Consider the following 12865-nt stretch of genomic DNA (forward strand, 5'->3'; position numbering starts at 1 on the left):
GTAATCTCACCCCGCCCCTCAAAGCCCCCAAACCACCGATTCCTCATGCCGCTTGATCAAGTGCTTGAGATTGTCGAAGCCGCTCTGCACATGGCGGGCGAAGTTGTCGACGGCGGGCATGCGCGGGGCGTCGGCGCGTTTCAGGAGGCCGAGGGCGCGTTGGGGGTGGGGCACGTTGACCGGCAGCGCGGTGATCGATTTTTCGTTGCGCTGGGCGAAGACCACGCTGTGTGGCAGCACGGTCAGTGCATCGCTGCCCTTCAGGAAATTGACGACGCTCATCAGCGAGCCGCCGGTATAGCGGATGCGAATCTCCGTCGCACCGAAGGACAGCAGCATGCTGCGCAGGTCGGCAAGCAGCGGGCTACCCGGCGGCGGCGCGACCCAGGGGTAATCGAGCAGGTGCATCGGCTGCGGGCGGCGCTTCAAAAGCAGCGGATGCGTCACCCGGCAGGCGACGACGTTGCGGCCAGGCAGGATTTCGTGGAATTCCAGTTCCGAGCCCTCGTCGAGAATATCGATGGGGCAGATGGCGAGGTCGATCTGGTCGGCCTTCAGGGCGGCGCGCAGATCGGGAAAATAACCGTAGCTCTGGTCGACGCGCACATCCGGATGCTGGTTCTGGAATTCCGCGACCATGCCGGAGATCAGCGCATCCATGAAGAAGGGCGTGCCGCCGATGCGCACCGTGCCGCCCTTGCCGACGCGAAAACTTTCGATCGTATCGGAGGCCTTGCGCGAGGCGGCGAGCATGACCTGGCCGTGATCGGCGAGCGCGCGGCCGAGCGGCGTCGGCTGGAGCGGCCGTTTTCCCTTGAGAAACAGCGGTTCGCCGAGGCGTTTTTCCAGCATGGACAGGGTGCGCGAGACGGCGGGCTGCGCCATGCCAAGCAGCGCCGCGCCCTCGGTGACGCCGCCCGCCTTGACGACGGCGGCAAGCTGGATCAGGTGGCGCTCGTCTATCTTCATAACGATCCGTTATATTATCCCGGCACAAAATCATCAATGCTGCGTGCGCGCTTTGCTAGATTTCCCTCAGCTTGGAGGAGAAAGCATGCCGGGACCGATGGTTTCCCCTGTCGATACCTTGACCGCATCGGACGCTTTTGCGCGAAGGCTGGCCGCTGCCGGCGACGGCAGGCTGCGCCAGGCGCTGAGCGCGACCGTCACCCATCTCCACGCGCTGATTGCCGAACTGAAGCCGACGCCCGCAGAATGGCGCGGCCTCATCGCTTTCCTCACCGATGTCGGCCACGCGGCCGACGACCGCCGGCAGGAATGGGTGCTGCTGTCGGACCTGCTCGGCGCCTCCGCGCTGGTCGAGGAGGTCAACACGCGCCGCCCCAAGCTTGCGACGCCGAACACGGTGCGAGGCCCGTTCTTCCGCGCCGATGCGCCGGAACGCCCGCTCGGCAGCGATATCTCGCTCGACGGTGTTGGTGAGGCGCTTGCGGTTTCCGCCCGCGTGCAGGATCTCGATGGCGCGCCGATTGCCGGTGCCGAGGTCATCACCTGGCAGGCGAATGCCGCCGGCCTCTACGAGAACCAGCAGCCGGATTTGCAGCCGGAATTTAACCTGCGCGGCCTGTTTCGCACCGATGCCGAGGGCCGGTTTCATTACCGCACCATTCGCCCGGCGGGCTACGGCGTACCGGATGACGGCCCGGTCGGCACGCTGCTGCGCAAGGCCGGCCTGCCGCTGCGCCGCCCCGCGCACCTGCATTTCATGATCAAGGCGGCCGGCTTCGAGACGATCGTCACCCATCTCTATGACGCAAGCGACCCGCAGCTCGACGCGGATGCGCTGTTCGGCGTCAAGCCGGAGCTGGTCTGCCGCTTCGAGCGCGCGGCCGACAAGCCGTGTTTCCGGCTCGACTACACCTTCGTCATGGCGCGATCGAAACAGGGAGCACCGGCGTGACACGCGACTTCGTCTATTCCACCAGCCCGGCCCATGTCGTCTTCGGCGCCGGCAAGCTCGCCACCGTCGGCGACTGGCTCGACCGGATCGGCTGTCGCCGCGCCCTCGTGCTCTCGACGCCGCACCAGAAGGCGGATGCCGAAGCGCTGGCGGAAACGCTCGGGGTCCGTGCGGCCGGCGTCTTTGCGGGGGCGGTGATGCACACACCCGTCGACGTCACGGAAACGGCCATGGACGTGGTGCGCCAGACAGGTGCGGACTGCGTGGTCTCGCTTGGTGGCGGCTCGACGACCGGGCTCGGCAAGGCGATCGCCTATCGCACCGACCTGCCGCAGATCGTCATCCCGACGACCTATGCCGGCTCGGAGGTGACGCCGATCCTCGGCCAGACGGAGGCCGGCCGCAAGACGACGGTGCGCGCCGCGAGCATCCTGCCGGAAGTGGTGATCTACGATCCGGCGCTGACACTCGGCCTGCCGGTCGCCATGAGCGTCACCAGCGGGCTCAACGCCATGGCGCATGCCGTCGAGGCGCTTTACGCCGAGGACCGCAACCCCGTTTCCTCCCTGATGGCGATCGAGGGCCTCAGCGCCTTCCGCCGGAGCCTGCCGCAGCTCGTGGCCCAGCCGAGGGACGCCGAAGCACGGGCGGAGGCGCTCTATGGCGCCTGGCTCTGCGGCACGGTGCTCGGCACGGTCGGAATGGCGCTGCACCACAAGATCTGCCACACGCTCGGCGGCACGTTCGATACGCCGCATGCCGATACGCATGCGATCATGCTGCCGCACACCGCGGCCTTCAACGCCGTCGCCGTGCCCGACCTGCTCGCCCCCGTGGCAAGCATGTTCGGCGGCTCGGTCGGCGGCGGGCTGTGGGATTTCGCGAAAGCGGCCGGTGCGCCGCTGGCGCTGAAGGACCTCGGCCTTTCCGAAGCCGATCTCGACCGCGCCGCCGAGATCGCCACGCAAAGCCCTTACCGCAACCCGCGCGTCATCGACCGTCCGTCGATCCGCGCGCTGTTGCAGGATGCCTGGGAGGGCAGACGGCCGGCCAATTGACGTCACCCTTCGGGAGGAAGGGTTTTGGGAGGAAGAACCATGCTGACGAGACGCGAACTTCTGAAGACCACGGCTGCCGGAAGCGCCGTCGCCCTGACATCGGGCTTTCCGATGCCGGCGATCGCGCAGAATGCGGCGATCAAGCTCGGCTATGTGAGCCCGCAGACCGGGCCGCTCGCCGCCTTCGGCGAGGCCGACAGCTTCGTCATCGACGCCTTCCTGACGGCGGCGAAAGCCAAGGGGCTGAACTACGAGATCATCGTCAAGGACAGCCAGTCGAACCCCAACCGCGCGGCGGAAGTGGCCAAGCAGCTGATCGTCGACGACGAGGTCAACCTGATGCTCGTCGCCTCGACGCCGGAAACGACCAATCCGGTGGCGACGACGGCGGAAGCCGAGGGCATGCCCTGCATTTCCACCGTCGCACCCTGGCAGCCCTGGTTCATCGGCCAGCAGGGCAATCCCGGCGATCCGGCCTCGTGGAAACCCTTCGACTATGCCTTCCACTTCTTCTGGGGGCTGGAGGACGTCATCGCCGTCTTCACAAACATGTGGGCGCAGGTGGAGACCAATAAAAAGGTCGGCGGCCTCTTCCCGAACGATGGCGACGGCAATGCCTGGGGCGACAAGGTCGTCGGCTTCCCGCCGGTGCTGGAGAAGATGGGTTATTCGCTGAACGACCCCGGCCGCTACCAGAACATGACGGACGATTTTTCCGCGCAGATCAATGCCTTCAAGGCTGGCCAGTGCGAGATCATTACCGGCGTCGTCATCCCGCCGGATTTCACCACCTTCTGGAACCAGGCCAAGCAGCAGGGTTTCGTGCCCAAGGTCGCCTCGATCGGCAAGGCGCTGCTTTTTCCGCAGACGGTGGAGGCGCTGGGCAATGCCGGCCACAACCTCTCGTCGGAGGTCTGGTGGTCGCCGAGCCATCCGTTCAAGTCGTCGCTGACCGGCGAGACCTCGGCCGAGGTCGCGGCCGCTTTCACCAAGACGACCGGCCGGCCCTGGACGCAGCCGATCGGCTTTGCCCATGCGCTGTTCGAGCTCGCGGTCGACGCGCTCGGCCGCGCCGAGGACCCGACGGATGGCGACGCGGTGGCGGCAGCGATTGCCGCGACACGGCTCGATACGCTGGTCGGACCGATCGCCTGGGACGGCAAGGGCCTGCCGCCCTTTGCCGCGAAGAACATCGCCAAGACGCCGCTCGTCGGCGGCCAGTGGCGGCTGAAGGATGGCGGCGGCTACGATCTCGTCATCACGGACAACAAGACGGCGCCGAACATTCCCACCGGCGGCACCATGGAAGCGATCGCCTGAAGGATCAAAACCATGTCCCTGTTGCAGCTCGACAGCGTCTCCAAGCGGTTCGGTGCCCTGACGGTCGCCGATGCGATCAGCCTCACCGTGGAAAACGGTGAGGCGCTCGGCATCATCGGCCCGAACGGCGCCGGCAAGTCGACGCTGTTCAACCTGATCACCGGCACGATCGCGCCCGACAGCGGCGCGATCCGCTTTGCCGGCGCGGACGTCACGCGCACGCCGCCGATGGCGCGCTGTCTTTCCGGCATGGGGCGCACCTTCCAGATCCCGCAGCCCTTCGAGAAGCTGACCGTCTTCGAAAACCTGCTGGTCGCCGGCAGTTTCGGCGCAAGGCGCAGCGAGGCGGACGCCTACGACCACTGCGCCGAAATCCTCGTCGAGACCGGGCTGATCGACAAGGCCAACGTTCCGGCGGGCGGGCTCAGCCTGTTGCAGCGGAAACGCCTGGAGCTTGCCCGGGCGCTCGCCACCGAGCCGCGCCTGCTGCTGCTCGACGAGATTGCCGGCGGGCTGACGGAGGGCGAATGCCAGGCGCTCGTCGCCACCATCCGCGCTATCCATGCCAAGGGCGTCGCCGTCATCTGGATCGAGCATGTGCTGCACGCATTGACCTCGGTCGTCGAACGCCTGCTCGTGCTGCATTTCGGCCGGGTGATCGGCATCGGCGCACCGGCCGAGATCATGGCCTCGCGCGACGTGCAGGAAATCTACCTGGGGATCGAGATATGACGGCGCTCCTCGAAACGAAGGGCCTCAAGGCCTTCTACGGCGATTTCCAGGCGCTGTTCGGCGTCGACATCACCGTGGCCGAAGGCGAAACCATCGCCATCATCGGCGCCAATGGGGCCGGCAAGACGACGCTGATGCGCGCTCTTTCCGGCGTGCTCGCCGGCGCGCCCGACAGTGTGTTCTGCCGCGGCGAGGCCGTGGGTGCTCTCGCCGCGCCCGACATTCTCGCCCGCGGCATCGCCATGGTGCCGGAGGGGCGGCGGCTGTTTCCCTCGCTGACGGTGGAGGAAAACCTCATGATCGGCGCCTATGGCAAGCGGCGCGGCGCCTGGACGCTTGCGACCGTCTACGACCTCTTCCCCATCCTCAAGGAGCGCCGCGCCAATCCCGCCACCGCGCTCTCCGGCGGGCAGCAGCAGATGGTGGCGATCGGCCGGGCGCTGATGGCCAATCCGGACGTGCTGCTCTGCGACGAGATCAGCCTCGGCCTTGCTCCCGTCGTGGTGCGCGACATCTACGCCGCGTTCCCCCGTATCCGTGAAAGCGGTGCCGCCATCGTCATCGTCGAGCAGGATATCGGCCAGGCGCTGAAGGTGGCGAACCGCGTCTATTGCATGATGGAGGGGCGCATCACGCTATCCGGCCGGCCGGAGGCGCTCAGCCGCGCGGCAATCCACGCAGCCTATTTCGGAGCGCCAAGCCATGACCATTCTTGATACGATCGTGCAGGGCGTGCTGCTCGGCGGGCTTTACGCGCTGTTTGCCGCCGGCCTCAGCCTGGTCTTCGGCATCATGCGCCTCGTCAACCTTGCCCATGGCGACCTCATCGTGCTCGCCGCCTTCCTGATCCTCGTGCTGGTGAACGGGCTCGGCCTCAACCCCTTCCTCGCCGCGCTGATCGTCATGCCGCTGATGTTCATAGCAGGCTATGCATTGCAGGCATTGCTTTTGAACCGGACGCTGGGCAAGGACGTGCTGCCGCCGCTGCTCGTCACATTCGGCCTGTCGATCGTGCTGCAGAACGCGCTGCTCGAAGGTTTTTCCGCCGATAGCCGCCGCATCTCCGCCGGCGCGCTCGAAACGGCCTCCATCAACCTCGGAGCCGTTACCATCGGCCTGATGCCGCTGATGGCCTTCCTCTCGGCGGTCGCCGTCATCGTCGGGCTCAACCTCCTGATCTACCGCACCGCGCTCGGCCGCGCCTTCCGCGCCACCTCGGACGATCCCGTGACGGCGGGCCTGATGGGCATCCGTCCGCGACAGGTGTTTGCCGTGGCGACCGGGCTTGCCATGGCGGTGGTGGCGATCGCCGCGCTCTATCTCGGCACACGCGCCAATTTCGACCCGACCGCCGGGCCGGCGCGGCTGATCTATGCCTTCGAGGCGGTGATCATCGGCGGCCTCGGCTCGCTCTGGGGCACGCTGGCCGGCGGCGTCATCCTCGGCGTGGCGCAGACGCTGGGCGCCGCCATCAATCCGGAATGGCAGATCCTCTCCGGCCATCTCGCCTTCCTTGCCGTTCTCCTGATCCGGCCGCGCGGCCTCTTCCCGCGCGCCGTCGACTGAGGTGTCCCGATGACCATTGCCATCCCCTCCCTCAAGGTCGAAACCCGCACCAGGGCCTCCTCGGTCTCGCGGCTCATAGCACTCGCCGTGCTGGCGCTCGGCCTTGCCGCCCCCTTCTTCGTCTCGCGCGGCGCGGTGCAGGACCTGTTCTTCATCCTCACCATGCTGGTTCTGGCGCAGAGCTGGAACCTGCTCGCTGGTTACGCGGGCCTCATCTCCGTCGGCCAGCAGGTCTTCGTCGGCTTCGGCGCCTATGCGATGTTCGGCGCGGTCATCCTCTTCGGCCTCGACCCGATCCCGGCGATCCTGATTGCCGGGGTGCTCTCGGCGCTGCTCGCCATCCCCACCGCCTTCTTCACCTTCCGCCTCTACGGCCCCTATTTCGCCATCGGCACCTGGGTCGTGGCGGAGGTGGTGCGCCTCCTGCTTGCCCAGTGGAAGACGCTCGGCGGCGGCACGGGCACCTCGCTGCCGCGCGAGGCGGTGCGCGACATGGCGGGCGTCGGGCTGCTGCGCGATCTCTTCGGCATGAAGCCGGCTGAGGCGAGCGACGCGATCACTTACTGGCTGGCGCTCATCCTTGCCGCCGCCACCATCGGCTTCATCTACCGCCTGCTGCGCAGCAAGCAGGGGCTCGGCCTTGCCGCCGTGCGCGACAACGAGCAGGCGGCGCGCGCTGTCGGCGTCGATGCGCGGCGCATGAAGGCGATGGTCTACCTCGCCACGGCCTTCCTCACGGGGCTCGCAGGCGCCTTGATCTATGTGCAGAAGGCCCGCATCTCGCCCGATGCCGCCTTCTCCGTCACCGACTGGACGGCCTATGTCATCTTCATCGTCGTCATCGGCGGCATCGGCACCATCGAGGGGCCGATCCTCGGCGTCATCCTGTTCTTTCTGCTGCAGAACCTGCTCGCCGACTACGGCTCCTGGTATCTGCTGATGCTCGGCCTTGCCGGCATCCTCACCATGCTTTTCGCGCCGCGCGGCCTCTGGGGCGCCTTCTCCGACCGCACCGGCATCCAGCTCTTTCCGGTCCGCCGCACACTCGTCGGCGTCCCGTCTGTCCATCAGGGAGGATCATCACATGGCTGACATCACCACGGACGTGCTCATCATCGGCACCGGCCCCGCCGGCTCCGCCACCGCGGCGCTGCTTTCGAGCTACGGCGTCGAGAACATGGTGATCAACCGCTACTGCTGGCTTGCCAACACGCCGCGCGCCCACATCACCAACCAGCGCACCATGGAAGTGCTGCGCGACCTCGGCCGCGAGGTGGAGGACGAGGCCTATATGTACGCCGCCGAGCAGGACCTGATGGGCGAGAACGTCTTCTGCACGGCGCTTGCCGGCGAGGAAATCGGCCGCATGAAGAGCTGGGGCAAACACCCCGTCTCGCGCGCCGAACACCAGCTCTCCTCGCCGAGCCACATGAACGACCTGCCGCAGACCTTCATGGAGCCGCTGCTGTTCAAGACCGCCTGTTCGCGCGGCACGCAGGCGCGCATGTCCACCGAATATGTCAGCCACGAGCAGGACGCGGACGGCGTTACCACCACCTGTCTCGACCGGCTGACCGGCAGGACGCTGACCGTGCGCTCGAAATATCTCGTCGGTGCGGATGGCGGAAACTCCAAGGTCGCCGAACATGCGGGCCTCTCCTTCGAGGGCCGCATGGGCGTCGCCGGCTCGATGAACATCCTCTTCGAGGCCGATCTTTCGCGCTACGTCGCCCATCGCCCCTCGGTGCTCTACTGGGTCTTGCAGCCGGGCGCCGATGTCGGCGGCATCGGCATGGGGCTGGTGCGCATGGTGCGGCCCTGGCACGAATGGCTGATCGTCTGGGGCTACGACATCAACCAGCCGGCCCCGTCGGTCGACGAGGCGCATGCGAAAAAGGTCGTGCGCGATCTCGTCGGCGTGGCCGATCTCGACGTGACGATCAAGTCGGTCTCCACCTGGACCGTCAACAACATGTATGCGACCACGCTCTCGAACGGCCGCGTCTTCTGCATGGGCGATGCCATCCACCGCCACCCGCCGTCGAACGGCCTCGGTTCCAACACCTCGATCCAGGATGCCTTCAACCTCGCCTGGAAGCTCGCCTTCGTGTTGAAGGGCCAGGCGGGCGATGGATTGCTCGACAGCTACCAGGCCGAGCGTGCGCCGATCGCCAAGCAGATCGTCACCCGCGCCAACAGGTCGATCGAGGAGTTCGGGCCGATCTTCAAGGCGCTCGGCCTGCTCGATTCCATCGACCCGGTGAAGATGCAGCAGAACATGGATGCCCGCTGCAACAACACGGCCGCCGCCGAAGAACAGCGCGCCGCCATTCGCCAGGCGATCGCCGCGAAGGTCTATGAATTCGACGCCCATGGCGTGGAGATGAACCAGCGCTACCGTTCAGAGTCCGTGGTGAGCGACGGCGAGCCCGAGCCCGCCTTCGAAAAGGACCCGGAGCTGCATTTCCAGCAGACCACCTGGCCCGGCGCCCGCCTGCCGCATGCCTGGGTCTTTGCGGAGGATGGCAAGAAGGTCTCGACGCTGGACCTCGCCGGCCACGGCCGCTTCACCGTGCTGACCGGCATTGGCGGGCAAGGCTGGATCGAGGCGGCGAAGGTGGTTGGCCGCGAACTCGGCACCGAGATCGCGGCGCATGCCATCGGCCCGCGCCAGAACTGGCAGGATTTCACCGGCGACTGGGCCAACCTGCGCGAGGTGCGCGACGGCGGCATCGTGCTGGTGCGCCCGGACCACCATGTCTGCTGGCGGCAGGCGGACGGCGCTGGCAATCCCGTTGCGGAGCTGCGCCGGGTCATGACCGCCATTCTTCGAAAGTGAGGCTTGCGATGGAAGCGCATGAAAAGGGTTTCTTCACGGAAGAGAATTCCGTCGAGGTCGTCGCCGGCCGCAACCGCAATGCCAGGGACGCGCGGCTGAAGGCCATCATGGAGGTGGTGACGCGCAAGCTGCACGAGGCGGTGAAGGAGATCGAGCCGACGCAGGAGGAGTGGATGGAAGCGATCCTCTTCCTCACCCGCACCGGCCAGATGTGCAACGAATGGCGGCAGGAATTCATCCTGCTTTCCGACACGCTCGGCGTCTCGATGCTGGTCGACGCCATCAACAACCGCAAGCCTTCCGGCGCCTCGGAAAGCACCGTCCTCGGCCCCTTCCACGTGCAGGACGCACCGGAACTGCCGATGGGCGCCAACATCTGCCTCGACCAGAAGGGCGAGGACATGGTGATCTCCGGCCGCATCAGCGACACCGCCGGCCGGCCGATCGAAGGTGCGGTGCTGGATGTCTGGCAGGCCAATGACGAGGGTTTTTATGACGTCCAGCAGCTCGGCATCCAGCCGGAATTCAACCTGCGCGGCGTCTTCCGCACCGGCGCGGACGGGCGCTACTGGTTCCGCGCCGTCAAGCCGAAATATTACCCGATCCCGCATGACGGCCCGGTCGGCCAGATGCTCGACCATCTCGGCCGCCACCCCTACCGCCCCGCCCACCTGCACTTCATCCTCAAGGCCGATGGCTTCGAGACGCTGATCACCCACATCTTCGACCCGCACGATCCGTATATCGAGTCCGATGCGGTTTTCGGCGTGAAGCGGAGCCTGCTCGCCGACTTCCACCTCGTCGAGGATGCGGCGCGGGCGACGGCGTATGAGTTCGAGGGGGCGTTCTGGGAGGTGGAGTATGATTTTGTGCTGGCGCGGAAGGGTGAAGCGGCGGCTTGAGCGGCGTCAGCGTTCGGCACCCTCGTCAGCCCCGCCCCCGCCACGCCCGATACCACTCCACGAACGCCGCAATGCCCTCCTCCAGCCCGACGCTGGGCGTAAACCCGGTGAGGGCGTGCAACAGATCGGTGGAGGCGAAGGTGCGGGGGACGTCGCCTGGCTGCATGGGCATGTAGTTGCGCGTGGCGGGGCGGCCGAGGGCTTTTTCGATGGTCTCGATGAAGGCCATCAGTTCCACCGGGTGTCCGCCGCCGATATTGACGACGCGGAAGGGCGCCTGCGCCGAGAGCGTATCGAAGAGGCCGGGCGTCGTGATGCGGCTTGCCTCCACCGGCACGACGGCGGCAAGGCGGACGATCGCCTCGACGAGGTCGTCGATATAGGTGAAGTCGCGGCTCATATTGCCCTGGCCGTAGACGTCGATTGCGCGGTCGCTGAGGATCGCGTCGGCGAACTTGATCGGCGCCATGTCCGGCCGGCCCCAGGGGCCGTAGACCGTGAAGAAGCGGAAGGCCGTCGTCGGCACGCGGTAGAGATGGGCGTAGGAATGCGCCATCAGCTCCATGGATTTCTTCGAGGCGGCATAGAGCGTCATCGGTTCGTCGGCGCGGTCGCCCTCGGCAAAGGGGATTTTTTCGTTGGCGCCGTAGATCGACGAGGTCGAGGCGAGCAGCAGGTGGCGCGGCTGGAGCGCCTTGGCGAGTTCCAGCACGTTCCACGAGCCGACGAGGTTGGAATTCACATAGGCGCCGGGATTTTCCAGGCTGTAGCGCACGCCCGCCTGCGCGGCGAGGTGGATGATCACGTCCGGCCTTTCCAGGGCGGCGGCCGCCTCCAGTGCGGCGCGATCCTCCAGCATGCCCGTCACCTGGCGAAAGCCGTCACGGGGCGCAAGCAGCGCCAGGCGCGCCTCCTTCAGGCGCACGTCGTAATAGGGCGTCATACCGTCGAAGCCCGTCACCGAATGGCCGTCGTCGAGCAGGCGCCGTGCGAGGTGGAACCCGATGAAACCCGCGGTGCCCGTGACGAGGAAATGCGTCATTGCGCCGCCTCGGCGATGGGTACGACCATGGGCGACGTGCCGCGGCCGATGCCGACATAGGCGAAGCCATGGCGCTTCACCTCATCCGGCTTGTAGACATTGCGGAGATCGACGACGAGCGGTCTGCCCATGATGGTCCTGAGCCGCTGGAAATCCAGCGCGCGGAACTGGTTCCATTCGGTGACGATGACCAGCGCGTCCGCACCTTCGGCAATGTCGTAGGGCGAGGTGCCGTAGGTAATGGTGTCGAGCATGGCGCGGGAGGCCTCCATGCCCTCGGGGTCATAGGCGAAAACCTTCGCGCCGCCGTCCTGCAAAGCCTGGATGATCGAGATCGACGGCGCGTCGCGCATGTCGTCGGTCTCCGGCTTGAAGGTGAGGCCGAGCACGGCGATCTTCTTGCCGCGCACGTCGCCGTTCAGCGCAGAGATGACCTTGCGGGCCATGGCGCGCTTGCGCGTGTCGTTGATGGCGATGGTCGTTTCGATGAGGCGCACGGGGCTGTCATTGTCCTGCGCGGTCTTCACCAGCGCCAGCGCGTCCTTGGGGAAACACGAGCCGCCATAGCCCGGGCCGGCATGCAGGAACTTTCCGCCGATGCGTCCGTCGAGGCCGATGCCGCGGGAAATCTCCTGCACGTCGGCGCCGACCTTTTCGCAGAGGTCGGCAATCTCGTTGATGAAGGTGATCTTCATCGCAAGAAAAGCGTTGGCGGCATATTTGGTGAGTTCGGAGGTGCGCCGGCTGGTGAAGAGCAGCGGCGACTGGTTGAGGTAGAGCGGCCGGTAGACCTCGGTCATCACGTCGCGCGCCCGCTCGTCCTCGATGCCGACGACGATGCGGTCCGGCCGCTTGAAATCGCTGATCGCCGCCCCTTCGCGCAAGAATTCCGGATTGGAGACGACGGCGACATCCGCGTCGGGCCGCGTCTCGCGCATGATGCGCTCCACCTCGTCGCCGGTGCCGACAGGCACCGTCGACTTGGTGACGACGACCGTGAAACCCTTGACCGACTGGGCGATTTCACGGGCGGCGGCGTAGACATAGGAGAGGTCCGCGTGGCCATCGCCGCGGCGCGACGGCGTGCCGACGGCGATGAAGACGACATCGGCATCGCCGACCGGGCCAGAAAATTCCGTGGTGAAGGAGAGCCGCCCTGCTTTGACGTTCTCGGCCACCAGCGCATCCAGCCCCGGCTCGAAGATCGGGATCTCGCCGCGGTTCAGCGCCTCGATCTTCGCTTCCGCCTTGTCGATGCACACGACGGTATGGCCGAAATCCGCAAAACAGGCGCCGGATACCAGCCCCACATAACCGGAACCAATCATCGCGATCTTCATGCTGGTCTTCTCCAAACGGGACTCTGTGGCGGCTGTGCTAACCGCCGATCGTCACAGATAGAATACAATGCCGGGCAAAGCACGAAACGATGTCGGCTTCAAGCGGAATGCGGGGGTATGTGGTGACGGGCGGTGCGCGTTGCCA

General features: G+C 66.4%; 12 protein-coding genes. 9 read left to right on the top strand and 3 right to left on the bottom strand.

The features are described 5' to 3' along the window. Nucleotides 1-18: 18 nt before the first annotated feature. Entirely contained in the window at nucleotides 19-969 is a 951-nt protein-coding gene (locus AC1Q6Z_RS35010) for a LysR family transcriptional regulator (protein ID WP_492650729.1), read from the bottom strand. 85 nt (nucleotides 970-1054) lie between these two features. Between AC1Q6Z_RS35010 and AC1Q6Z_RS35015 the strand changes: the two genes are divergently transcribed. Genes AC1Q6Z_RS35015 through AC1Q6Z_RS35055 form a run of 9 tightly spaced genes read left to right on the top strand, consistent with a single transcriptional unit; the run spans nucleotide 1055 to nucleotide 10338 of the window. Further along, nucleotides 1055-1921 (top strand): dioxygenase family protein, encoded by an 867-nt coding sequence (locus tag AC1Q6Z_RS35015; RefSeq protein ID WP_492650730.1) that lies wholly within the window; start codon nucleotides 1055-1057, stop codon nucleotides 1919-1921. After that, on the top strand, nucleotides 1918-2979 hold the full coding sequence (locus AC1Q6Z_RS35020) for a maleylacetate reductase (RefSeq protein WP_492650731.1): 1062 nt from the start codon (nucleotides 1918-1920) through the stop codon (nucleotides 2977-2979). Before AC1Q6Z_RS35015 ends, AC1Q6Z_RS35020 begins: the two co-directional genes overlap by 4 nt. Before the next feature lie 39 nt (nucleotides 2980-3018). Beyond that, nucleotides 3019-4299 carry an ABC transporter substrate-binding protein gene (locus AC1Q6Z_RS35025; protein ID WP_492650732.1) on the top strand — a complete coding sequence of 427 codons (1281 nt, stop codon included), beginning with the start codon at nucleotides 3019-3021 and terminating at the stop codon, nucleotides 4297-4299. 12 nt (nucleotides 4300-4311) lie between these two features. Further along, the gene (locus AC1Q6Z_RS35030; RefSeq protein WP_256119216.1) at nucleotides 4312-5031 is read left to right on the top strand and encodes an ABC transporter ATP-binding protein; all 720 of its coding nucleotides are present in this window, start codon (nucleotides 4312-4314) and stop codon (nucleotides 5029-5031) included. Then, nucleotides 5028-5747, top strand: a complete 720-nt coding sequence (locus tag AC1Q6Z_RS35035) for an ABC transporter ATP-binding protein (RefSeq protein ID WP_492650733.1) — start codon at nucleotides 5028-5030, stop codon at nucleotides 5745-5747. Before AC1Q6Z_RS35030 ends, AC1Q6Z_RS35035 begins: the two co-directional genes overlap by 4 nt. Beyond that, nucleotides 5734-6597 carry a branched-chain amino acid ABC transporter permease gene (locus AC1Q6Z_RS35040; protein ID WP_492650734.1) on the top strand — a complete coding sequence of 288 codons (864 nt, stop codon included), beginning with the start codon at nucleotides 5734-5736 and terminating at the stop codon, nucleotides 6595-6597. The genes AC1Q6Z_RS35035 and AC1Q6Z_RS35040 overlap by 14 nt, the downstream gene beginning before the upstream one ends. Nucleotides 6598-6606: 9 nt before the next feature. After that, entirely contained in the window at nucleotides 6607-7689 is a 1083-nt protein-coding gene (locus AC1Q6Z_RS35045; protein ID WP_492650735.1) for a branched-chain amino acid ABC transporter permease, read from the top strand. Then, the gene (locus AC1Q6Z_RS35050; protein ID WP_492650736.1) at nucleotides 7682-9436 is read left to right on the top strand and encodes an FAD-dependent oxidoreductase; all 1755 of its coding nucleotides are present in this window, start codon (nucleotides 7682-7684) and stop codon (nucleotides 9434-9436) included. Before AC1Q6Z_RS35045 ends, AC1Q6Z_RS35050 begins: the two co-directional genes overlap by 8 nt. 8 nt (nucleotides 9437-9444) lie before the next feature. Then, nucleotides 9445-10338 carry an intradiol ring-cleavage dioxygenase gene (locus AC1Q6Z_RS35055; RefSeq protein ID WP_492650737.1) on the top strand — a complete coding sequence of 298 codons (894 nt, stop codon included), beginning with the start codon at nucleotides 9445-9447 and terminating at the stop codon, nucleotides 10336-10338. A 25-nt stretch (nucleotides 10339-10363) separates the two neighbouring features. Here the strand turns inward: AC1Q6Z_RS35055 and AC1Q6Z_RS35060 are convergent, their stop codons facing one another. Both AC1Q6Z_RS35060 and AC1Q6Z_RS35065 read right to left on the bottom strand, forming a co-directional pair. Next, a complete protein-coding gene (locus AC1Q6Z_RS35060; protein WP_492650738.1) occupies nucleotides 10364-11380 on the bottom strand; it encodes an NAD-dependent epimerase/dehydratase family protein in 1017 nt (338 codons plus the stop codon). Further along, nucleotides 11377-12720 (bottom strand): UDP-glucose dehydrogenase family protein, encoded by a 1344-nt coding sequence (locus tag AC1Q6Z_RS35065; protein WP_492650739.1) that lies wholly within the window; start codon nucleotides 12718-12720, stop codon nucleotides 11377-11379. The genes AC1Q6Z_RS35060 and AC1Q6Z_RS35065 overlap by 4 nt, the downstream gene beginning before the upstream one ends. Nucleotides 12721-12865 lie beyond the last annotated feature (145 nt).

The sequence above is a fragment of the Shinella sp. GW835-FHT14H05 genome (genome assembly GCF_058793575.1).

What these genes read in the sequence shown, in the direction of transcription:
- AC1Q6Z_RS35065 (WP_492650739.1), bottom strand. Translation starts at nt 12,720, where the DNA reads ATGAAGATCGCGATGATTGGTTCCGGTTATGTGGGGCTGGTATCCGGC.
- AC1Q6Z_RS35030 (WP_256119216.1), top strand. Translation starts at nt 4,312, where the DNA reads ATGTCCCTGTTGCAGCTCGACAGCGTCTCCAAGCGGTTCGGTGCCCTG.
- AC1Q6Z_RS35060 (WP_492650738.1), bottom strand. Translation starts at nt 11,380, where the DNA reads ATGACGCATTTCCTCGTCACGGGCACCGCGGGTTTCATCGGGTTCCAC.
- AC1Q6Z_RS35010 (WP_492650729.1), bottom strand. Translation starts at nt 969, where the DNA reads ATGAAGATAGACGAGCGCCACCTGATCCAGCTTGCCGCCGTCGTCAAG.
- AC1Q6Z_RS35015 (WP_492650730.1), top strand. Translation starts at nt 1,055, where the DNA reads ATGCCGGGACCGATGGTTTCCCCTGTCGATACCTTGACCGCATCGGAC.
- AC1Q6Z_RS35035 (WP_492650733.1), top strand. Translation starts at nt 5,028, where the DNA reads ATGACGGCGCTCCTCGAAACGAAGGGCCTCAAGGCCTTCTACGGCGAT.
- AC1Q6Z_RS35045 (WP_492650735.1), top strand. Translation starts at nt 6,607, where the DNA reads ATGACCATTGCCATCCCCTCCCTCAAGGTCGAAACCCGCACCAGGGCC.
- AC1Q6Z_RS35050 (WP_492650736.1), top strand. Translation starts at nt 7,682, where the DNA reads ATGGCTGACATCACCACGGACGTGCTCATCATCGGCACCGGCCCCGCC.
- AC1Q6Z_RS35025 (WP_492650732.1), top strand. Translation starts at nt 3,019, where the DNA reads ATGCTGACGAGACGCGAACTTCTGAAGACCACGGCTGCCGGAAGCGCC.
- AC1Q6Z_RS35055 (WP_492650737.1), top strand. Translation starts at nt 9,445, where the DNA reads ATGGAAGCGCATGAAAAGGGTTTCTTCACGGAAGAGAATTCCGTCGAG.
- AC1Q6Z_RS35040 (WP_492650734.1), top strand. Translation starts at nt 5,734, where the DNA reads ATGACCATTCTTGATACGATCGTGCAGGGCGTGCTGCTCGGCGGGCTT.